The sequence below is a fragment of the Billgrantia hypersalina genome (genome assembly GCF_052584175.1).
Map to the genome: position 1 here is coordinate 158,842 of NZ_JBMIQI010000017.1, position 19,450 is coordinate 178,291.

19 protein-coding genes are annotated in these 19,450 nt (G+C 65.0%); 11 read left to right on the forward strand and 8 right to left on the reverse strand.

From position 1 onward, the window contains the following. The first annotated feature begins 21 nt into the window (after positions 1-21). The 7 genes from ACOJCM_RS13750 to ACOJCM_RS13780 all read left to right on the forward strand — a co-directional run bounded on the left by ACOJCM_RS13750 (position 22) and on the right by ACOJCM_RS13780 (position 5,435). The gene (locus ACOJCM_RS13750; RefSeq protein ID WP_445212624.1) at positions 22-1,164 is read left to right on the forward strand and encodes an ABC transporter substrate-binding protein; all 1,143 of its coding nucleotides are present in this window, start codon (positions 22-24) and stop codon (positions 1,162-1,164) included. Between the two features lie 62 nt (positions 1,165-1,226). Beyond that, positions 1,227-2,141 (forward strand): branched-chain amino acid ABC transporter permease, encoded by a 915-nt coding sequence (locus ACOJCM_RS13755; RefSeq protein WP_445212625.1) that lies wholly within the window; start codon positions 1,227-1,229, stop codon positions 2,139-2,141. Next, positions 2,134-3,180 carry a branched-chain amino acid ABC transporter permease gene (locus tag ACOJCM_RS13760; protein ID WP_445212626.1) on the forward strand — a complete coding sequence of 349 codons (1,047 nt, stop codon included), beginning with the start codon at positions 2,134-2,136 and terminating at the stop codon, positions 3,178-3,180. The genes ACOJCM_RS13755 and ACOJCM_RS13760 overlap by 8 nt, the downstream gene beginning before the upstream one ends. Beyond that, on the forward strand, positions 3,173-3,916 hold the full coding sequence (locus ACOJCM_RS13765) for an ABC transporter ATP-binding protein (protein WP_445212627.1): 744 nt from the start codon (positions 3,173-3,175) through the stop codon (positions 3,914-3,916). The genes ACOJCM_RS13760 and ACOJCM_RS13765 overlap by 8 nt, the downstream gene beginning before the upstream one ends. Position 3,917: 1 nt before the next feature. Further along, positions 3,918-4,598, forward strand: a complete 681-nt coding sequence (locus ACOJCM_RS13770) for an ABC transporter ATP-binding protein (protein WP_445212628.1) — start codon at positions 3,918-3,920, stop codon at positions 4,596-4,598. An 11-nt stretch (positions 4,599-4,609) separates the two neighbouring features. Then, positions 4,610-5,014, forward strand: coding sequence for an acyl-CoA thioesterase (locus tag ACOJCM_RS13775; RefSeq protein ID WP_445212629.1), 405 nt, complete (start codon positions 4,610-4,612; stop codon positions 5,012-5,014). A 13-nt stretch (positions 5,015-5,027) separates the two neighbouring features. After that, entirely contained in the window at positions 5,028-5,435 is a 408-nt protein-coding gene (locus ACOJCM_RS13780; RefSeq protein ID WP_445212630.1) for a RidA family protein, read from the forward strand. 37 nt (positions 5,436-5,472) lie between these two features. Here the strand turns inward: ACOJCM_RS13780 and ACOJCM_RS13785 are convergent, their stop codons facing one another. The 5 genes from ACOJCM_RS13785 to ACOJCM_RS13805 form a co-directional block, all read right to left on the reverse strand. Beyond that, complete coding sequence (locus ACOJCM_RS13785; RefSeq protein WP_445212631.1) at positions 5,473-6,327, reverse strand: alpha/beta hydrolase; 855 nt, start codon at positions 6,325-6,327, stop codon at positions 5,473-5,475. Positions 6,328-6,350: 23 nt separating this feature from the next. After that, positions 6,351-6,872, reverse strand: a complete 522-nt coding sequence (locus ACOJCM_RS13790; RefSeq protein ID WP_445212632.1) for a disulfide bond formation protein B — start codon at positions 6,870-6,872, stop codon at positions 6,351-6,353. Further along, complete coding sequence (gshA, locus tag ACOJCM_RS13795) at positions 6,872-8,488, reverse strand: glutamate--cysteine ligase (RefSeq protein WP_445212633.1); 1,617 nt, start codon at positions 8,486-8,488, stop codon at positions 6,872-6,874. Before gshA ends, ACOJCM_RS13790 begins: the two co-directional genes overlap by 1 nt. A 117-nt stretch (positions 8,489-8,605) precedes the next feature. Then, entirely contained in the window at positions 8,606-10,972 is a 2,367-nt protein-coding gene (locus ACOJCM_RS13800) for a Tex family protein (RefSeq protein ID WP_445212634.1), read from the reverse strand. Positions 10,973-11,042: 70 nt separating this feature from the next. Further along, on the reverse strand, positions 11,043-11,288 hold the full coding sequence (locus ACOJCM_RS13805) for a DUF1127 domain-containing protein (RefSeq protein ID WP_445212635.1): 246 nt from the start codon (positions 11,286-11,288) through the stop codon (positions 11,043-11,045). Between the two features lie 108 nt (positions 11,289-11,396). On the opposite strand from ACOJCM_RS13805, the gene ACOJCM_RS13810 reads away from it, so the two are divergent. Both ACOJCM_RS13810 and ACOJCM_RS13815 read left to right on the forward strand, forming a co-directional pair. Beyond that, positions 11,397-12,251 carry a LysR substrate-binding domain-containing protein gene (locus tag ACOJCM_RS13810; RefSeq protein WP_445212636.1) on the forward strand — a complete coding sequence of 285 codons (855 nt, stop codon included), beginning with the start codon at positions 11,397-11,399 and terminating at the stop codon, positions 12,249-12,251. Positions 12,252-12,461: 210 nt separating this feature from the next. Continuing rightward, positions 12,462-14,117 carry a methyl-accepting chemotaxis protein gene (locus ACOJCM_RS13815; RefSeq protein WP_445212637.1) on the forward strand — a complete coding sequence of 552 codons (1,656 nt, stop codon included), beginning with the start codon at positions 12,462-12,464 and terminating at the stop codon, positions 14,115-14,117. Positions 14,118-14,138: 21 nt separating this feature from the next. Here ACOJCM_RS13815 and msrB read toward each other — a convergent pair whose 3' ends face one another. Continuing rightward, complete coding sequence (msrB, locus tag ACOJCM_RS13820) at positions 14,139-14,636, reverse strand: peptide-methionine (R)-S-oxide reductase MsrB (protein WP_445212638.1); 498 nt, start codon at positions 14,634-14,636, stop codon at positions 14,139-14,141. 166 nt (positions 14,637-14,802) lie between these two features. Here msrB and ACOJCM_RS13825 point away from each other — a divergent pair, with 166 nt between their 5' ends. Then, complete coding sequence (locus tag ACOJCM_RS13825) at positions 14,803-15,192, forward strand: DUF2946 family protein (protein ID WP_445212795.1); 390 nt, start codon at positions 14,803-14,805, stop codon at positions 15,190-15,192. 72 nt (positions 15,193-15,264) lie between these two features. Further along, positions 15,265-16,650, forward strand: coding sequence for a PepSY-associated TM helix domain-containing protein (locus ACOJCM_RS13830; RefSeq protein WP_445212639.1), 1,386 nt, complete (start codon positions 15,265-15,267; stop codon positions 16,648-16,650). Positions 16,651-16,704: 54 nt separating this feature from the next. On the opposite strand, the gene ACOJCM_RS13835 is transcribed toward ACOJCM_RS13830, so the two are convergent. Further along, positions 16,705-18,261, reverse strand: coding sequence for a phosphoenolpyruvate carboxykinase (locus ACOJCM_RS13835; protein WP_445212640.1), 1,557 nt, complete (start codon positions 18,259-18,261; stop codon positions 16,705-16,707). A 307-nt stretch (positions 18,262-18,568) separates the two neighbouring features. Next, entirely contained in the window at positions 18,569-19,444 is an 876-nt protein-coding gene (hslO, locus tag ACOJCM_RS13840) for an Hsp33 family molecular chaperone HslO (protein ID WP_445212641.1), read from the reverse strand. Between the last annotated feature and the right edge of the window lie 6 nt (positions 19,445-19,450).

Genomic DNA, 19,450 nt, shown 5'->3' on the forward strand with positions numbered 1-19,450 from the left:
CGAGAACGAAGAGGGAAACCCATGAAGACACTAGCCAGCGTAGGCCTTGGCCTGTTGATGACCACCGCCATGGCGGCGGCCCAGGCCGAAGAGGTCAAGATCGGCATGATCACCACCCTGTCCGGCGGCGGTTCGCATCTGGGCGTGGACGTACGCGATGGATTCATGCTCGCGATCGAGCGTTCCGGCCGCGACGACGTCGAGGTGCTGGTGCAGGACGACGGCAACCGACCCGATCTGGCACGCAGCCTGTCCAACGAGTTCATGCAGCGCGATGAGGTCGACATCTTAACCGGCATCATTTTCTCGAACCTGGCGATGGCGGTGGTACCGGCTGCCGTGCGCCAGGGGACGTTCTACATCTCGCCCAATGCCGGGCCTTCCGACCTTGCCGGGCGCATGTGTCACGAAAATTATTTCAACGCCGCCTACCAGAACGACAACCTGCACGGTGCCATGGGCGCCTACATGCGCGAGCAGGGCCTTGAACGCCCTATCATCATGGCGCCCAACTATCCCGCCGGCACCGACGCCCTGGCCGGCTTCAAGCACCTCTACGAAGGCGAAGTGGTCGACGAGATCTACACCCAGATGGGCCAGACCGACTACGCCGCCGAGATCGCCCAGATCCGCGCCAGCGATGCCGACAGCCTGTTCTTCTTCCTGCCGGGCGGCATGGGCATCTCGTTCATGAAGCAGTGGGACGACTCGGGCGTCGACATACCGGTGTTCGGTGCCGCCTTCTCCTTCGACGAGATCATCATCAAGGCGGTAGGCAGCGCGGCCATCGGGGCCAAGAACACTTCGCTGTGGGCCTACGACCTGGACAACGAGGCCAACCACGCCTTCGTCCAGGCCTTCCGCGACACCTACGACCGCACTCCGACGCTCTACGCGGCCCAGGGGTACGACACCGCCAACCTGATCCTCAGCGCGCTGGACAAGGCGCACCCGGACGACCAGGACGCCTTCCGCGAGGCGCTGCGCGAGGCCGACTTCGACTCGGTGCGCGGCGAGTTCCGCTTCGGGCCCAACCATCACCCGATCCAGGACATCTACGTGCGCGAGGTCGTCGAGGGTGACGACGGCGAGCCGACCAACCGCCTGGTGGGCATCGCCGTGGAGGATATCCAGGACATCTACCACACCCAGTGCGAGATGTGATCCGTTACGGCCGGTCCACCCGGGCCGGCCGGTTCTCAACCCGATAATTTCCTGATGCCCTCATGACCTTACTCATCGAACAGCTCATCAACGGCCTTCAGCTCGGTACCATGCTGTTCCTGATGGCCAGCGGCCTCACCCTGGTATTCGGTGTGATGGGACTGATCAACCTGGCCCACGGCTCCTTCTACATGGTCGGTGCCTACGCCACGGCCGCGGTCAGTGCCGCCACCGGCTCGTTCCTCGTCGGCCTGGCAGCCGGCATCACCGCGGCGGCAGCGGTAGGCGCACTGGTCGAGCTGATCGTGATTCGCCGGCTCTACCACCGCCCCCACCTCGATCAGGTGCTGGCCACTTTCGCCCTGATTCTCATCTTTTCGGAAGGCACGCGCTGGTTGTTCGGCTCCTCTCCCCTTTACCTCAATCCTCCGGCGCTGCTGAACGGTTCGGTGACTCTGCCCGGTGGCCTGCGCTATCCCCTCTACCGGCTGGTCATCATCGCCGTGGGCGTTGCCGTGGCCGTGGGCATGTACTTCCTGATCGCACGCACGCGCCTCGGCATGCGCATCCGCGCCGGCGAGAGCGATCGCGAAATGATCGGCGCGCTGGGCGTGAACATCGCCCGGCTGTATACCCTCGTCTTCGCCATGGGCGCGGCGCTGGCCGGCCTGGCCGGCGCCATGGTCGGCGCCTTGCAGTCGGTTCAGGTCGGCATGGGCGAGCCCGTACTGATCCTCGCCTTCGTGGTGATCGTGATCGGCGGCATCGGCTCGATCAAGGGCGCCCTGTATGGGGCCCTCCTGGTCGGCGTGGTCGACACCCTGGGGCGGGTCTTACTGCCCGAGCTCTTCCGTCAATTCATGAGCCCTTCGGAGGCCGCCGGGGTCGGTTCCGCCATCGCCGCGATGCTGATCTATATCCTGATGGCCGTGATTCTCGCCTTCAAACCCAAGGGACTGTTTGCCGCCCATGACTAAGTCCGAGACTCAAACCCTCCCCCCTGGGTCGCGGCTGTCAGCGCCGTCGCCCCACTGGCACGACCGCAAGGGGCTGGTGCAGATCGGCCTGCTGGCCCTGCTGCTGCTGGCGCCTTTGGCGGCCTACTTCCTCGGTCATATCTACTATGTCAATCTCGCCTCGCGCATGACGTTGGTCGCCATGGCGGCGGTGGGCCTCAACCTGGCCATCGGTTATGGCGGCATGGTGAGTTTCGGGCATGCCGCCTACTTCGGCCTGGGGGGCTACGTGGCCGGCATCAGTGCCTATCACGCCTTCGACTTCACCCCGGTGATCGCCTGGCCATTCACCATTCCCGGCAGCGACAGCATGCTGACGATCTGGCTCGCGGCAATCGTGCTGTGCGGCCTGCTGGCACTGGCCATCGGTGCCATCTCGCTGCGCACCACCGGTGTCTACTTCATCATGATCACCCTGGCCTTCGCCCAGATGATGTATTACTTCGCCAACTCCTGGCCCACCTATGGCGGCGAGGACGGCTTGCCGATCTATCTACGCAACTCGCTGCCTTGGGTCGACACCAACGACGCGCTGACCTTCTTTCTGATCTGCTTCGGCGGGCTCGTGCTCTCGCTCGCGCTGACCTCGCGCATCATGAAGTCGCGCTTCGGCGCCGCCCTGACCATGGCCCGGCTCAATGACACGCGGCTCGCCACGGCCGGCATCGCCCCCTACCCCATCCGCCTGGTGGCCTTTGTCATCTCGGCGATGATCACCGGGCTCGCCGGGGCGCTCTACGCCGACCTCAACGGCTTCGTCAGCCCCACCATGCTCAGCTGGCACATGTCGGGAGAGCTCATGGTGATCGTTATTCTCGGCGGTGTGGGACGGCTCTACGGGCCGCTGGCCGGGGCCGTCCTGTTCGTGATGATGGAAACCCTGCTGGGCGGGCTGACCGAATATTGGAAGCTGTTCCTCGGCCTGGTGCTGCTCGGTGTGGTGCTGTTCGCCAAGCACGGCGTGATGGGCTGGCTGGCCGGGAGGGAGCGCCATGAGTGACGCCGTGCTGACACTGGCCAACCTCAACAAGCGCTTTGGCGCCTTGCAGGCGACCCGTGACGTGTCACTGGATCTCCACCCTGGCGAGATCCACGCCCTGATCGGCCCCAACGGCGCCGGCAAGTCGACCCTGATCGGGCAGATTGCGGGCGGCCTCAAGCCCGATTCGGGCAGCATCGTGCTGGCCGGTCAGGAAATCACCCCGCTCAGCGTGGCCCAGCGCGCACGACTGGGGCTGGGGCGCAGCTTCCAGGTCTCGTCGCTGGCCGAACCGCTGTCGGTAAAGCGCAACGTGATGATCGCCGTCCAGGCGCTGCAGGGACACAGCTTCCGGTTCTGGAAGCCGGTGCACCGCGACGAACGCCTGATCGAACCGGCGATGGAAGCGCTCGAGCGCATGGCGCTTGCGCATCGTGCCGACACGCCGGTGGCCGAGCTCTCCCACGGCGAGCGGCGACAGGTGGAAGTCGCCTGCGCCTTGGCGTTGAAGCCGAGGGTGCTGCTGCTCGACGAACCCATGGCCGGGCTCGGCCCCGAGGGCTCGGCACGCCTGACCGAACTGCTCGAGGCACTCAAGCATGAAGTGCCGATCCTGCTGATAGAGCACGACATGGACGCCGTGTTCCGCCTGGCAGATCGCATTTCGGTGCTGGTGGCCGGCGGCGTCATCGCCCATGGCGACAGCGCCGAGATCCGCGCCAACCCGCAAGTCCGCGAAGCCTACCTGGGGGACTGAGATGCTCAACGTCACCGCGATCGAGACTTTCTACGGCCCCTCACAGGCGCTGTTCGGCGTCGACCTCAGCGTTCAGGCCGGGGAGATGGTGGCGCTGATGGGGCGCAACGGCATGGGCAAGACCACCACCATCCGCTCCATCTTCGGTCTGACACCGCCACGCAGCGGCAGCATCACCTTCGAGTCCCGGGACCTGTGTCGGCTGCCGTCGTATCGCATCGCCCAGGCGGGGCTCGGGCTGGTGCCCGAAGGCCGGCGCTGTTTCGCCAACCTCTCGGTACGCGAAAACCTCCTGGTCACGGCACGTACTGGCCACTGGAACCTGGCACGCGTCGAGGCGCTCTTCCCTCGGCTGGCCGAACGACGCAGCCAGATGGCCAGCACCCTTTCCGGCGGCGAACAGCAGATGCTCGCCATCGGTCGGGCGCTGATGACCAACCCACGGCTGCTGGTCCTGGACGAGGCCACCGAGGGCCTGGCGCCGGTCATCCGCAAGGAAATCTGGTCGGCGATTCGCGAGCTCAAGGCCCAGGGCCAGTCAACGCTGATCGTCGACAAGTCGCTCTCCGAACTGCTGCCGGTGGCTGACCGCTGCACCATTCTGGAGAAAGGCTGCACGGTGTGGGAGGGAGCGCCCGATGCGCTCGACGATACCCTCCGCGACCGCTATCTCGGGGTCTGAGGAGGGCCGTCATGCCATTCGTCACCCAGCGCAAAATACGTTTCCAGCACTGCGACCCAGCAGGCATCGTCTTCTATCCCCGCTATTACGAGATGCTCAACTCGGTGGTCGAGGATTATTTCGCCGACGTGGTCGGCCACGATTTCAACCGCCTGCACGTGGAATCACGCACGGGCGTGCCCACGGCACGCATCGAGACCGACTTCCATGCGCCCAGCCGCCTGGGTGAGACGCTCATCTTCGAGCTGGCGATTCGCCATGTGGGTCGTACCAGCCTGGCACTGCGTACCGTGGCCCGCTGCGGCGAGGAGCTCCGCCTGACGTGTGATTCCACCCTGGTCTTCGTCGACCTGGAGAGCGGCCGGCCTCTGCCGTGGCCCGATACCCTGCGCCGCCATTTCGCCATCGACCTCTAGTAAGGACTCTCCGATGAATGACGCTTCCGTACACGAACAGCTCCACCCCAGCCACTGGAAGAGCGCCGTAGGTTATGCCAACGGCGTGCTCGCCTCGGGCCGCATGATCTTCGTCGGCGGCCAGATCGGCTGGAACGGCGATCAGGTCTTCGAGAGCGACGACTTCGTCGCCCAGATCCACCAGGCGCTGACCAATATCGTCGAAGTTCTGAGGCAGGCCGATGCGGGGCCGGAGCACGTGGTGCGCTTGACCTGGTACGTCACCGACAAGCAGGAGTATCTCACCCGGCTCAAGGAAGTGGGCGCCGTCTATCGCGAGGTGATGGGCAAGCACTTCCCGGCCATGACCATGGTACAGGTGGCCGACCTGATCGAGGACCGGGCCAAAGTGGAGATCGAAGCGACGGCCGTCCTGCCCTAGCCAACCTCGAAGGCAAGCCAGCCCGTGCAGCGCCGTGCTAGGCGAGGTCGTGGAAGGCGGCGATGCGCTGAACGAAATCGCCGCCGGGTGCATAATGGTCGAGAATCGAGAAGTGATCGTCGCCGGGCATCAGCTCGGCGCTGACCCTTACGCCGTCGTCATCAAGATGCTCGGCGTAAGCGAGCATCTGGCGTTCGAATTCTCTCGACTCCTCTCCTCCCGCTACCAGCTCCACAGGCGCGGGCACGCGACACGGAAGGAACAGCGGGCTGTAATCGGCCACCTCACGGCCGGTAAGCTGCAACTTGGGCTGCAGCCATGACCAGGGAAACGGGCGCAGATCGAAGAGCCCACTGATGCATAGCCCCCCTGCAATCAATTCGTCGGGTAGGCCGTAGCCACCCTGCCAGTCGGTGGCCAGCAGCATGGCGGCAAGGTGCCCGCCGGCGGAGTGGCCCGACACGCTCAGGCGCGACGGGTCGACACCCAGCGCGTTCCCGTTCCGATACGTCCAGGCCACGGCAGCGCGGGCCTGACGCACGACCTCACCGAACGCCACGCTGGGGCAAAGCGCATAGTTGACCACCCCCACGCTGATGCCCGCCTGGACCAGGCCCTCGGCGACGAAGCCGAACTCCCGGTGGCCCAGCGAGCGCCAATAGCCGCCGTGAAAGAAAAGATGAACCGGAGCAGCGTCATTTCCGGCGTGATAGAGATCCATGCGCTCGGCCAGCGTCGGACCGTAGGCCACGTCCAGCGACACGCGCAGGCGCTTCCGAACCGTCTCGCTGCGGGTTTGCCAGGCGGCGAGCAGCGCGGCCGGCTCGCGCCCGCGCATGGGGTCGTATTCGCGGTCGATCGCCTCCTGGGTGGGAAAATCGCGGTATAGCACCCCTCAGCCTCCTGTCGTCAACCTCAGGGCCACAGACCGCGGACTGAACGGTACAGGATCCCCAGCGGCACCAGTGCCAGGATGAGGAACCCGATCAACGTCCAGCCGGGCAACGAGATGCCCAGCAGCAGGAAATCGATCTCGGCACACTCGCCCGAACCCGAGAGCACCATGGCGACGACGTCGCGCATGGGCAGGATGTCCATCATGTAGTCGAGCCCCGGGCCGCAGTTCGGCACCTGGTCCGGTGGCAGCGACTGCAGCCACACGTGGCGCGCGGCAACGCCGATGCCCCCCAGCACCGCCACTAACGACAGCCCGCCGTAGACGACCGGCCCCAGCCGACCGCGAGGGTTGTGGATCGCGGCGACAACGAAGACCGCCGCAGCGGCCAGTACCGCCACGCGCTGGAAGATGCACAGCGGGCAGGGCTCGAGCCCGCCGATGTGCTCCAGGCCCAGGGCCACCAGCAGCATCACGATACAGAAGGCCAGCCCGGCCAGGCTCCACTGGCGCACGGAGAGAGAACGGAGACCCGCAAGCATCAGGCATTCCCCTGGCTGGCCATCACCACGCGCGGTTCGCGGGCACTGGCGAAGTACTCCTCGAGGAACTCCTCGAAGCGAAGGCTATCGGCCGCCTCGATGTCGCGCTGCTGCTGATGTGAGGTATCGACCAACTGATCCAAGGTCGTCTTTCGCGCCGGGCACATGGCTTCATGCCGCATCCTCTCGGCTTGCTCCTCGGCGATGGCAAGAACGGTCTCGACGAACTCTTCGCCGCTCGTTTCCAGCCGTGCCAGGAGGCGTCCCGACGGCGTCAACGCCGGGTCATCAAGCCAGGGGGCGAATTGCGCGACGGCCTCGGCATGGGGCGTACCCTGTTCCAGGGCGTCGAGCAGCGCTGCGGCCTGGTCAAGCTCGGCGAATATCTCCCCACCCCAGTCGGCCACGGAGCGGCTATGTCCGTCCTGAAGCAGACGCAGCTCGGGGTCACGTCCGCGCTCGACGACCAAACGTCGGTTGTCGTCCAGCCGGTCGCACTCCTCGTCGGGGATCCAGGGGCTGTCGGAGAGCAGGCACCACATCAGGAAAGTATCGATGAAGCGCAGGCGCGGCTCGTCGATGCCCAACGGCAGGAAGGGGTCGAGGTCCAGGCAACGCACCTCGATGTACTCCACGCCGCGCGCCTCGAGCGCCTGGCTCGGCGTCTCGTTGTGACGGGTGACGCGCTTGGGCCGGATGTCGCTGTAGTACTCGTTCTCAATCTGCAGGATATTGGCATTGAGCTGCTGCCAGTCAGTGCCGTCGCGCACCCCCAACGCCTCATAGGCGGGCCAGGGCGTGGAGATCGCATGGCGCAGGGTGCCCACGTAGTTGGACAGCGAGTTGAAGCAGATCTTGAGCTGCGCCTGCACCTTGTTCTGGTATCCCAGGTCCGACATGCGCAGGCTGGTGGCATAGGGCGAGACCAGCGTTTCGCTTCCATGGGAGCGCAGCTTGTCGGGCACGTTGCCCTCGGGCAGGAAGCTGCGGTCCAGCGCCGGCGAAGCACCGAACAGGTAGAGCAACAGCCAGCTGTGACGGCGAAAGTTGCGGATCAGGCCGAAATAGCGACTCGAGCGATAGTCGTCGAGCGACATCTCCGTGGCGCCGTCGTGCTCGCGCAACAGCCCCCACAGCTCATCGGGTAGCGAGACGTTGTAGTGAATCCCGGCGATGGCCTGCATGATCCGGCCGTAGCGCACATCCAGCCCCTTGCGATACACGTGCTTCATGGTACCGATATTGGAGCTGCCATAGTCCGCGATGGTCACGCTGTCATTACCATCGAGCCTGGCCGGCATGCTCGCCGGCCAGACCAGCTCATCGCCGAGATGGCGATAGCTGAAGCGGTGCAGGTCGGCCAGGAAGTCGATGGCATCACCGGGTCGACAATAGACCGGCGTGATGTACTCCAGCAGTGCCTCGGAGTAGTCCGTGGTGATATGCGGATGGGTCAACTTCGAGCCCAGCGCGTGCGGATGCGGCGTGGAAGCAATGCGCCCCTCGCGATCCACACGCAGTCCCTCCTTCTCCAGGCCTCGCCGCAGGCGCCCGAAGCGGCCCTGCGTCGCCAGCCCGGCGAGAAATGAAACGGTGGCGGAATATGTATCGGACAAGGCGTGAACCCCATGTCTCGGAGACCTTTGGCGGGCCTCACGGTCGAGGCAAGCCGGCTGCCTGCGACAGCCGGACATGCGATTGATGTCGAGAGTATGGCGAGAGGTGTATCGGGATCAAGATTTGCCCTTTCTGGCCTTGAGCAGTGCCTCCCCGAGAGCGCCCATCTGGTTGGGCTGGGCCTGCTCGCGAGGCGCGCCCTTGCGCGGCGCCTTGCCCTGTCCGCCGCGTCCCTCGCCCTGAACGTTGCGCGACGTTCTGCCGCGGCTCTTGCCGCCTTCGGCCTCGCCCGGCTGATCGTCGAGGCGCATGGTAAGCCCGATCCTGGCGCGCTCGATATCCACGCTCATCACCTTTACCTTGACGATGTCGCCAGCCTTGACCACCGAGCGCGGGTCCTCGACGTACTTGTCCGAAAGCGCGGATATATGCACCAGGCCATCCTGGTGGACGCCGATATCGACGAAAGCGCCGAAGTGGGTCACGTTGGTCACGCTGCCCTCCAGGATCATGCCCGGCTCCAGGTCCTTCAGCGTCTCGACCCCTTCGCGGAACTCGGCGGCCTTGAATTCGGGACGCGGGTCGCGCCCCGGCTTGTCGAGTTCCTTGAGAATGTCGCTGACGGTGGGCACGCCAAAGCGCTCGTCGGCGAAGTCGGCGGGCTTCACCGCCTTGAGCGTGGCGCTGTCGCCGATCAGGCTGGCCACCGGGCGCCCGCTGCGGCTGGCGATGCGCTCCACCAGGGGATAGGCCTCGGGGTGCACCGCGCTGCCGTCAAGCGGATTGTCGCCATTCATGATGCGCAGGAAGCCGGCGCACTGCTCGAAGGTCTTGGGGCCCAGGCGGCTCACATCGAGCAGCTGCTTGCGACTGCGGAAAGCCCCCTCGGCGTTGCGCCGCGCGACGATGGCCTCGGCCAGCGCCGGGTTGAGCCCGGCCACCCGCGACAGCAGCGCGCTCGACGCCGTGTTGAGATCGACACCCACGGCGTTGACACAGTCCTCGATCACCGCCTCCAGGCTCCTCGACAGCTGCAGTTGGGAGACGTCGTGCTGGTACTGGCCCACGCCGATCGACTTGGGCTCGATCTTGACCAGCTCGGCCAGCGGATCCTGCAGGCGCCGGGCGATGGAAACGGCGCCGCGAATGGTGACGTCGAGGTCGGGCAGCTCACGGGAGGCGTACTCGGAGGCGGAATAGACCGAGGCGCCGGCTTCGCTGACCATCACCTTGGCCAGGGCCTTCTTGCCGGCGAAAGCCTTGACCAGATCGCCGGCCAGCCTGTCCGTCTCGCGGCTAGCCGTGCCGTTGCCCACCGCAATCAGCGCCACATCGTGCTTGTCGACCAGCTTGGCCAATTCGGCTAACGAGGCGTCCCAACGGTTCTGCGGGGCGTGCGGGTAGATCGTGGCATGTTCCAGGAATTGGCCGGTGGCATCGACTACCGCCACCTTGCAGCCGGTGCGCAGGCCCGGGTCGATGGCCAGCGTCGCCTTCTGCCCCGCCGGGGCGGCCAGCAACAGGTCCTTGAGATTGGCGGCAAAGACATCGATCGCCTCCAGCTCGGCGCGCTCGCGCAGCCGCCCCATCAGTTCGGTCTCGAGGTGGGTATAAAGCTTTACCCGCCAGGTCCAGCGCACCACATCGGCAAGCCATTTGTCGGCAGCGCGACCCTCGTCGTGGATGGCGAAGTGTCGGGCGATGGCCACCTGGGCCGGATGGACCGGTGCCTCCTCCTCGCCGGGCAGGCGGATGGCCAGGGTCAGCACGCCCTCGTTGCGACCGCGGAACATGGCCAGCGCCCGGTGCGAGGGTGCCTTGGCCAGTGGCTCGTCGTGCTCGAAATAGTCGGAAAACTTGGCGCCCTCGCGCGCCTTCCCTTCAAGGACCCGCGCGCTGAGGATGCCCTCTTGCCACAGCCGCTCGCGCAGCGAGCCGACCAGCTCGGGGTCCTCGGCGAAACGCTCCATGAGGATCTGGCGCGCGCCGTCCAGCGCTGCCTTGGCATCCTCCACGGCCGGCACGTCGCCTTCCGCCGGCCGCAGGTAGGCGGCGGCCTCGCGTTCGGGGTCGAGCGTGGGGTCAGTCAGCAGCGCATCGGCCAGCGGCTCAAGCCCCGCCTCGCGGGCGATCTGCGCCTTGGTGCGACGCTTCTTTTTATAAGGCAGGTAGAGGTCTTCCAGGCGCTGCTTGGTGTCGGCCGCCTGGATCTGCTTCTCGAGCTCCGACGTCAGCTTGCCTTGCTCGTCGATGGCGGCGAGCACGGCGGCACGGCGTTCCTCGAGTTCTCGCAGGTAGCGCAGGCGCTCGTCGAGGTGACGCAGTTGGGTATCGTCGAGGCCGCCCGTGACCTCCTTGCGGTAGCGCGCGATGAAGGGCACGGTGGCGCCGCCGTCGAGCAGTTCCACGGTAGCTGACACCTGCTGCGGGCGAACGGCGAGTTCCTCGGCGAGGCGCGAGATGATCCGGGTCGTGGCGTCCATGACTTCCTTGGTGTTGCGGCAACGAAAGATCGCGCCAAGGTATCACAAACGCCACGCTGTCGCCGCTGCATCAACGCCACCAGCCGATGTCGTCCCAGACGCGGCGGCGCGCCTCGCGCGCCGCTTCATGGCGGGTCAGGCCGATATCACGCAGCATGCGGTCGCTGAGCTCACTGAGCTGCTTGCGTTCGTGGCGCAGTTGCATCCAGTGGCGCACTCTCGCCAGCCCGGCCCCGAGCAGGGAGAGGTCGAGGTGGCTCGCCCGGTCTCTTCTCGTTGCGGCACAGCAAGAGGCGTTGCAGGTGACGGTTCTCATGGGACTCCTCCGATACATGACGATCAGGGAGAGTCTCGGCAAGCCGCTTGAATCAATCCAACGAATAGTTATTATGCAATGTATCACCCTGCTTGATGGCAACCTTCTATGTTGAACACCATCGATCATGAGCTGCTGCGTACCTTCGTCGCCATTGTCGACCACGGCGGCTTCACCCGGGCCGCCCAGGCGGTCAACCGCACCCAGTCGGCGGTCAGCATGCAGATCAAGCGCCTCGAGGAGGACGTGATCCAGCGCCCCCTGTTCGAGCGTCATGGGCGCCAGATGCACCTGACCAGCGAGGGCACCACGCTGCTCGGCTATGCCCGCCGTATCCTCGACCTGCAGGGCGAGGCGCTCAACAAGCTGCGCAAGCCCGAGATGGTCGGGCGAGTGCGGATCGGCGTGCCCGACGATTTCGTCATGCGCTTCCTGCCCGGGATTCTCAAGTCCTTCTCCCAGACTTGGCCGCTGGTCGATGTCGAGGTGCAGTGCGCCCCCTCGTCGGAGCTGCTCGGGCGCCAGCAGGGCAGCCTCGACCTATGCATCGTCACTCGCGAAGTCGGCCAGGAGATCGGCACGATCCTGCGCCGCGAGGAGACGGTGTGGGTGGTGGCGGAGAGTCATGCCGTGCATCGCCAGGCGCCGCTGCCGCTGGCACTGTTCGAGGAGCCCTGCTTCTGCCGGCGCCACGCCTGCAACGCCCTGACCCGTGCCGGGCGACAGTATCGCATCGCCTACTCGAGCCCCAGCCTCGCCACTCTGCAGGCGGTGGTCGGCGCCGGGCTCGCCGTCTCCGCGCTGATGAAGAGCCTGGTCACGCCGGGCATGCGTATTCTCGGCGAGGCCGACGATTTCCCTCCCCTTCCTGATGGCTCCATTGTCCTGCTGCGCTCGCCCGAAGCCGCCTCACCCGCCGTGGATGGCCTGGCCCGGCATATCGTGGAGGGGTTCAAAGCATAGATCTTGAACGGCACCCTGCTACCGGGCGCAACGCCCTTAAGCCAACTCATTTTTTTCGCCGCATTCCGCTCCGGCATTAAAGCTCGGGGCAGATTATGCCGATAACGTCAGTGAATGCCCTCCTCCCTTAGCGCACACATAGCGCCGATAACGATAACGACGTGGCAAAAACCACTCGAACCGCACACTCCAGCAAGGGAGTCATGTCCGATGCGCAACAATCCCATGAACAAGATACGCGTCAAGTATGCCGTCGCCTTCATCGGCGTCGCCCTGTCACTACTGGTCGTGGTCGTCGCCGACCTGCTGCTGGTGCACTCCGTCAGGGACCGCATGACCGAATTCAGCGGCACCTTCAATGCCGCCATATCCGCCGTACTCAACGCCGACCGCGACCTCTACCAGGCCCGCGTGGCCGAGCTGGAAAGCCTGCAGGCGACAAGCGGCTCCGACCGGGCCCAGGCCCTGCAGGAGGATTACGCGGAGAATGCCCAGCAAGCCTATGAGCGCATGCATGAATTCACTCTGTTGCTTGCCGCCTACCCCGAGGTCGTCGACCGCCTGGACGATTTCGAGGCGCTATTCACCGACTGGTCGGCGCAATCCAGCGAGGTGCTGGCCCTACATGCCGCCGGTGATACCGAGGCAGCACGCGAACGGCTCGAGGGAGCCTCGCTCGTTGCTTTCGACCGCCTCAGGGACGTCTACAACGAGGCCGGCGAGTTGGCGGATGCCAAGGTCATCGAGCTCGAGGCCCTGACACTCTCACGAATCCGGACGCAGCAATTCAGCGTCCTCGGCTTTACTCTCCTGGTCTTTCTTGCTGCCGTCGCGATTGCGCTGGTTGGCCCTATGCTGATGTCGCGTGCCATTCGCCAGATCACCGGGCGCATCCGGGAAATCACCGAAGGCGACGGCGACCTGACGGCACGCATCGAGAGCCGGCGCAAGGATGAGCTGGGCGAACTGGCCGAGCAATTCAACGCTTTCATACTGCGCATCGACAGGACACTGCAGACCGTTCGCAGCAGCACCCTGAGCGTGCACAACGCTTCCAACGAGATCGCCAAGAGCAGTCAGGACCTGGCCTCGCGCACGGAACAGACCGCCGCCAACCTGCAGGAGACATCGGCCTCCATGGAGGAGATCACGGCAACGGTGGGCAACACATCGGACGCCACCCAGCAGGCCAACCAGCTGGTGCAGGAGACGGTGGACGTCGCCCGCCACGGCCAGGAAGCCATGGCCAAGGTCGAGAGCACCATGGACGACATCAGTCGGTCAGCGGCACAGATCAACGACTTCATCGGCTTGATCGACAGCATTACCTTCCAGACCAATATTCTCGCTCTCAATGCCTCGGTGGAAGCCGCACGCGCCGGCGAACACGGACGCGGCTTCGCCGTGGTGGCGCAGGAGGTCCGCACCCTGGCCAGCCGCTCGAGCGAGGCGTCTCGGGGCATACGCGAACTCATCGACACCTCGGTTTCCCGCACCCAGTCGGGCGCGAGCCTGGTGAAGAGTACGGGCAAGACCATGCAGGAAATCGTCACCAGCATCGAGCGGATCACCGGCGTGATCGGGGAAATCAGCGCCGGTGCCAAGGAGCAGAGTCAGGGCATCGCCCAGGTCAACACTGCCGTTTCCGAACTCGACAACATGACGCAGCACAATGCCTCGCTCGTCGAGCAGACCAGCGCCGCGGCGGCAGAGATGCGCGATCAGGTCGAGCGCCTGAACGACTTGATCGCCAGCTTTCGCCTGAGCGACGCCGCCGATGCATCGCAGACCTTCCTGCCAGCGCCCACCGGTCGTCAGTTCCAGCCCAGCCGAGCTGACACGAGACCTACCGAGGAAGCGTTCTAGGCTACCGCAGCATCGATTCGGTCAAGCCGGCACGAAACTCAGTGCCAGGCCGTTGTTGCACCAGCGCAGGCCGGTAGGTTCGGGGCCGTCGCTGAAGACATGCCCCTGGTGGCCGCTACAGCGGGCGCAATGGTACTCGCGCCGCGGCCAGACCAGGCTGAAGTCGAGCTGGCTGAGCAGATGCCCTTCGATATGATCGAAAAAGCTCGGCCAGCCGGTGCCCGAATCGTATTTCATGGCGCTTGTAAACAGCGGCAGATCACAGCCAGCACAGCGGTATTCTCCCTCACGGGTCTCCTTGTCCAGCGGGCTCGACCATGGCTCCTCCGTACCGTGATCGCGCAGGATCTCGAACTGCTCGGGCGTGAGGCGCTCACGCCACTCGTCGCGCGAGAGTTCGATACGCTCCAGCCCCGGCGCGGCTTCCAGGCTGAGCCGGGGAAACCCCCAGCCCACGCTCGGCAGAAGCCCGGCGGCTCCGGCCGTACCCAGCAGACCGAGAAAAAGACGGCGTTTCATGTTCCCCCCCGGCACCATGGTGCCTTGTGTGCGAGGCACGAGCGCATGCCTCTTCATGTTTTGACCTCCTGTTTTTCGAAGGAGTTCGAGTCTTGGCACCCTGCCCTCCGTCGACTAGAGTCGGGTATCCTACCTCGGCGCTCGGGATTCTTTTGTGCATCGCTTTATGCATCGCTGGCATCGTCTACTGGTCTGCCTAGGTCTGCTCGCCCTGAGCCTGGCCATCGGCGGGCCGTTGCTGAGCCAGACCCAGCGCCTGGTCGAGACAGGGCGAGTGGCGCATGATGCACCCCACCATGAAGGGCATCAGACCGCACAAACCCAGGCGCCATCAATCGACCGGCACACCGCACCTAAAGAGCGCCACACGACATTGGCGGCGTGCGATTATTGCCTCTTCTTTCTCCACATGCCGGCCCTGGGGGTCCGCGCAGTAACTCCCCTCGACCGGCACCAGTCCTCGCCTGCCCCACCCACCGTCGGGGAATGGCGCCTCGTCCAAAGCGAGCGATATCCACGCTATCGGGGACGTGCCCCTCCCTTGCGCTCCGCCTGAAAATGCGGTTCCCGAGGCCTGCTAACGCCTGGCAGGCCTTGCGGTCGTTCGTCCTCATACAGGAGCTGACACGTGACATCTCGATACCCGGCGCCGCCTTCGCGTCGCACCGGCAGGCTGCTGCTTGCACTACTAACCCGACTTCATGGCTATATCGGCCTGTTTGTCGCCCCTTTCATACTGGTAGCGGCCCTCGCCGGCATCGCCTACGTTCTCTCCCCCTCGCTCGAAGCCTGGCTCTATCGCGATGCCCTGACTGGCACGCAGAGCGGCGCGCCTCGGCCGCTCGCCGAGCAGGTGGAAGCGGCGCAGCAAGCCTTGGGCGAAGTCATCCTGCCCGCCGCGGTGCGACCGGCACCCCAGCCCGGCACCACCACACGAGTGATGTTCGCCGCCTCCGACCTCGGCCCCTCGGAGCATCGCGCCCTGTTCATCGACCCCGTAACGCTTGAGATCAAGGGTGACATGACCGTCTACGGCACCAGTGGCGTGCTACCCCTGCGCACCACCATCGACCTGTTCCATCGCCAGCTACTGCTGGGCGATGCAGGCCGGCTCTACAGCGAGCTAGCCGCTTCCTGGCTAGGGATCGCCGCCCTGGGCGGAGTCGTATTGTGGTGGCAACGTCGCCGGGCACCGCGTGCCCTGAGCGGACCCCAAGCCCGACGCCGGCATCATGCCACTCTCGGCGCGGTCGTGGCGCTGGGGCTGCTGTTCTTCTCTGCCACCGGCCTCACCTGGTCGAAGTGGGCGGGCGGCAACATCGCCGAACTGCGCCACGCCTGGGGCTGGGGCACGCCAAGCGTCTCGACCCGACTGCCCGAGACGGCAACCGACCACGAGCACGATGCGCATCGTGAACATGGCCACGCGCATGCGCCCGATGCGGAAGACTTGAGCCTGGCGGATTTCGATCGCGCCCTGAGCGCTGCGCGAGCGGCCGGCATCGATGCCGCGCTGCTCCAGCTCGACCCGCCCGGCAACGCGGAAGAAGCTTGGCGCGTCAGCGAAATCGACCGAAGCTGGCCCACCCAAGTCGACCAGTTGGCACTGCATCCCCGAACCATGGCCGTCACCGACCGCACCGACTTCACCACCTTTCCCCTCGCCGCCAAGCTCACCCGCTGGGGCATCGACCTGCATATGGGGGTTCTGTTCGGCCTGCCCAATCAACTGGCCCTGGCGGCAGTGGCTACCTGCCTGGTGGTGCTGGTGTGCTGGGGGTATACGATGTGGTGGCATCGCCGGCGGGCAACCCAGCGCAAACGCGGGGAAACGCTGAGCGAGATATTCGTAGCCCTGTCGTGGCCAGCCCGATTGGGCGTACTAACCCTTGCCGTGGCGCTGGGGCTGGCGCTGCCGGTGTTGGGTGCAAGCCTCGCCCTGTTTGTCGTCATCGACTTGCTGCGCTGGTGGGCGATGCACCGGCAGCAGCGGACGCTCGCCTCGAACCGTTAACGTAACGGGGGAGAGGCTTACGCCCCTCCCCCGTCGTACTGCGTATGCCCGGCTTCAGATCAGGCTGGGGCCGGCCTTGACGATGGACTCGCTGACGCCGTCGAACTTCTTGAAGTTGTCGACGAACTTGGCCGCCAGGTCGCGCAGCTTGCGGTCGTACGCGGACTGGTCTTCCCAGGTCTTGCGCGGGTCGAGCAGGCTGGAATCCACGCCAGGCACGGACACCGGCACGTCGAGGTTGAGCCCTTCGATGCGCTTGGTCTCGACGTCGCGCAGCACGCCGGACTGGATCGCGCTGATGATGGCACGGGTGGTCGGAATCGAGAAACGCGAGCCGCCTTCGCCATAGGCACCGCCTGTCCAACCGGTATTGACCAGGTAGACCTGGGCATCCTTGGCCTCGACCCGCTTGATCAGCAGGTCGGCGTAGACCCGGGCCGGCCGGGGGAAGAACGGCGCACCGAAACAGGTGGAAAAGGTCGCTTCCAGGCCCGAGGAGGAGCCCATCTCGGTGGAGCCCACCTTGGCGGTATAGCCGGAGAGAAAGTGATAGGCCGCCGCTTCCTTGGACAGTACCGACACCGGCGGCAGCACGCCGGACATGTCGCAGGTGAGGAAGATGATGGCGTTGGGTTCGCCCGCACGATTCTCCGGTACGCGCTTTTCGATATGCTCCAGCGGGTAGGCGGCACGCGAGTTCTGAGTCAGGCTGTAGTCGGTGTAGTCGGGCTCGCGACGGTCGTCGAGGACCACGTTCTCGAGCACGGTACCGAACTTGATGGCATCCCAGATCACCGGTTCATTCTTGGCCGAGAGGTCGATGCACTTGGCGTAGCAGCCGCCCTCGATGTTGAACACGGTGCCCGGGCCCCAGCCATGCTCGTCGTCGCCGATCAAATAACGCGCCGGGTCGGCGGACAGCGTGGTCTTGCCGGTGCCGGAGAGGCCGAAGAACAGCGCGGTTTCGCCATCCTCGCCGACGTTGGCGCTGCAATGCATGGGCAGCACGTCGGAAGCCGGTAGCAGGAAATTCTGCACCGAGAACATCGCCTTCTTCATTTCGCCGGCATAGCGCATCCCGGCGATCAACACCTTCTTCTGGGCGAAGTTGATGATCACGGTGCCGTCGCTATTGGTACCGTCACGGTTCGGGTCGCACTCGAAGAACGGTGCGTTGAGGATGGTCCATTCTTCCTTGGCGGCCGGGTTGTAGCCCTCCGGGCGCACGAACATGGTGCGGCCGAAGAGGTTGTGCCAGGCCGTCTCGGTCGTCACCCGTACTGGCAGGTAGTGAGTCGGGTCGCTGCCCACGTGAAGTTCGGAAACGAAGCGGTCGCCGCTGTTGAGATAATCCTCGACGCGCCCCCAAAGAGCATCGAATTGATCGGCGGGGAAAGGCCGGTTGACACTGCCCCAGTCGATATCGCCACTGGTCGAGGGTTCATCGACAATGAAGCGATCCTTGGGGGAACGGCCGGTACGCTCGCCGGTGTTCACTACCAGAGCGCCATTCGCGGCCAGACGACCTTCTCCGCGTGCCACGGCACGCTCGATGAGTTCGGCGCTACTGAGATTAACGTGTGCTTGAGGAGCGGCTTGGGATGTGGTCATGTCGTTTCCTGGGCCTTGCGGCCGGTTCTCTCTCGTGTGCCAGGCGTCGGTAACGCCAATTGCGTTTGAGTTTCCGATCGTCCGTGCGGATACATGCCGTCTTGTAATGCGGCGATCGGCCTTAAGGCGGGCGTCATTATGGCAAAAAGAGAGCTGGCAGGAAACGTTAACGTTGGCCGAAGTTCTTGTAGTTTTTCTACTACATCGAGGCAAATCGCCGCAGGTTGACGTCAATCAGCTTGTGCATCGCAGCAATGTCAGACGGAAGAACGAGGCGGCTGGTACCGCCTCGCTCGCCGATATCGCGTTAATGCAGTACGGGAGGCGGCCCGCCCTGAACATGCAGCAAGGCCTCGATCTCGCTCTCGGAAAAGCGATAGTAGGTATGGCAAAAGTGACACTGGGTTTCGATCTCGCCCTGCTCGGCCAGCACGTCGCGCAGTTCGTCGGCACCCAGGGTGAGCAATGCGTCACCGATGCGTTCCCGCGAGCAGGTGCAGCCGAACTGAAGCGGCTTGGGTTCGAAGACCCGCACCGTCTCCTCGTGATAGAGCCGATGCAGCAGTTCGCGCTGGTCGAGCCCGAGCAGTTCGTCGGTGCGCAAAGTACGCGCCAGGTGGACGGTACGCTCCCAGGCGTCTTCGTCCTGGTTCCGGGATTCGTCCGGAAGCCGCTGCAACAGGAGACCGCCGGCACGCTCGCCGTCGGCGCGTAGCCAGAGCAGGGTCGGCAGTTGCTCGGACTGGGAGAAGTAGGCCTCGAGACAGCCGGCCAGACTGTCCTGGTCGAGCGCCACGATCCCCTGGTACCGATTGCCCTCGCGGGGGTCGAGCGTGATCACGATATGCCCGTCGCCGACGAGTTCGCGGAAATTCGCCTCCTCTTCAGGCAGCGAGGCATCTTCCGCCAGACGCGCGATGGCGCGCAATTCCCCGCCGGGGTTGGACTCTGCCATTAGCAGCGACAGTTCTCCCTGGCCGCGTACTTCAATACTGAGGACGCCGTCGAGCTTGACGGTGTCGGTGAGCAGCGCCACGGCGGCCAGCAACTCGCCAAGAAGTCGGTTAACGGCCGGCGGATAGTCATGTCGGTCGAGCACTTCGCCGTAGGTCGTCTGAAGCGTGACGATCTCGCCACGAACGTTGGTGCGTTCGAACAAGAAACGCTGGATCTGGTCGGTCATGGTCGA

Bases quoted from the DNA above. Each gene is read 5' to 3' on its own strand.
- ACOJCM_RS13750 (WP_445212624.1), top strand. From the start codon at position 22: ATGAAGACACTAGCCAGCGTAGGCCTTGGCCTGTTGATGACCACCGCC.
- ACOJCM_RS13755 (WP_445212625.1), top strand. From the start codon at position 1,227: ATGACCTTACTCATCGAACAGCTCATCAACGGCCTTCAGCTCGGTACC.
- ACOJCM_RS13760 (WP_445212626.1), top strand. From the start codon at position 2,134: ATGACTAAGTCCGAGACTCAAACCCTCCCCCCTGGGTCGCGGCTGTCA.
- ACOJCM_RS13765 (WP_445212627.1), top strand. From the start codon at position 3,173: ATGAGTGACGCCGTGCTGACACTGGCCAACCTCAACAAGCGCTTTGGC.
- ACOJCM_RS13770 (WP_445212628.1), top strand. From the start codon at position 3,918: ATGCTCAACGTCACCGCGATCGAGACTTTCTACGGCCCCTCACAGGCG.
- ACOJCM_RS13775 (WP_445212629.1), top strand. From the start codon at position 4,610: ATGCCATTCGTCACCCAGCGCAAAATACGTTTCCAGCACTGCGACCCA.
- ACOJCM_RS13780 (WP_445212630.1), top strand. From the start codon at position 5,028: ATGAATGACGCTTCCGTACACGAACAGCTCCACCCCAGCCACTGGAAG.
- ACOJCM_RS13790 (WP_445212632.1), bottom strand. From the start codon at position 6,872: ATGCTTGCGGGTCTCCGTTCTCTCTCCGTGCGCCAGTGGAGCCTGGCC.
- ACOJCM_RS13800 (WP_445212634.1), bottom strand. From the start codon at position 10,972: ATGGACGCCACGACCCGGATCATCTCGCGCCTCGCCGAGGAACTCGCC.
- ACOJCM_RS13805 (WP_445212635.1), bottom strand. From the start codon at position 11,288: ATGAGAACCGTCACCTGCAACGCCTCTTGCTGTGCCGCAACGAGAAGA.
- ACOJCM_RS13810 (WP_445212636.1), top strand. From the start codon at position 11,397: ATGTTGAACACCATCGATCATGAGCTGCTGCGTACCTTCGTCGCCATT.
- ACOJCM_RS13815 (WP_445212637.1), top strand. From the start codon at position 12,462: ATGCGCAACAATCCCATGAACAAGATACGCGTCAAGTATGCCGTCGCC.
- msrB (WP_445212638.1), bottom strand. From the start codon at position 14,636: ATGAAACGCCGTCTTTTTCTCGGTCTGCTGGGTACGGCCGGAGCCGCC.
- ACOJCM_RS13825 (WP_445212795.1), top strand. From the start codon at position 14,803: ATGCATCGCTGGCATCGTCTACTGGTCTGCCTAGGTCTGCTCGCCCTG.
- ACOJCM_RS13835 (WP_445212640.1), bottom strand. From the start codon at position 18,261: ATGACCACATCCCAAGCCGCTCCTCAAGCACACGTTAATCTCAGTAGC.
- hslO (WP_445212641.1), bottom strand. From the start codon at position 19,444: ATGACCGACCAGATCCAGCGTTTCTTGTTCGAACGCACCAACGTTCGT.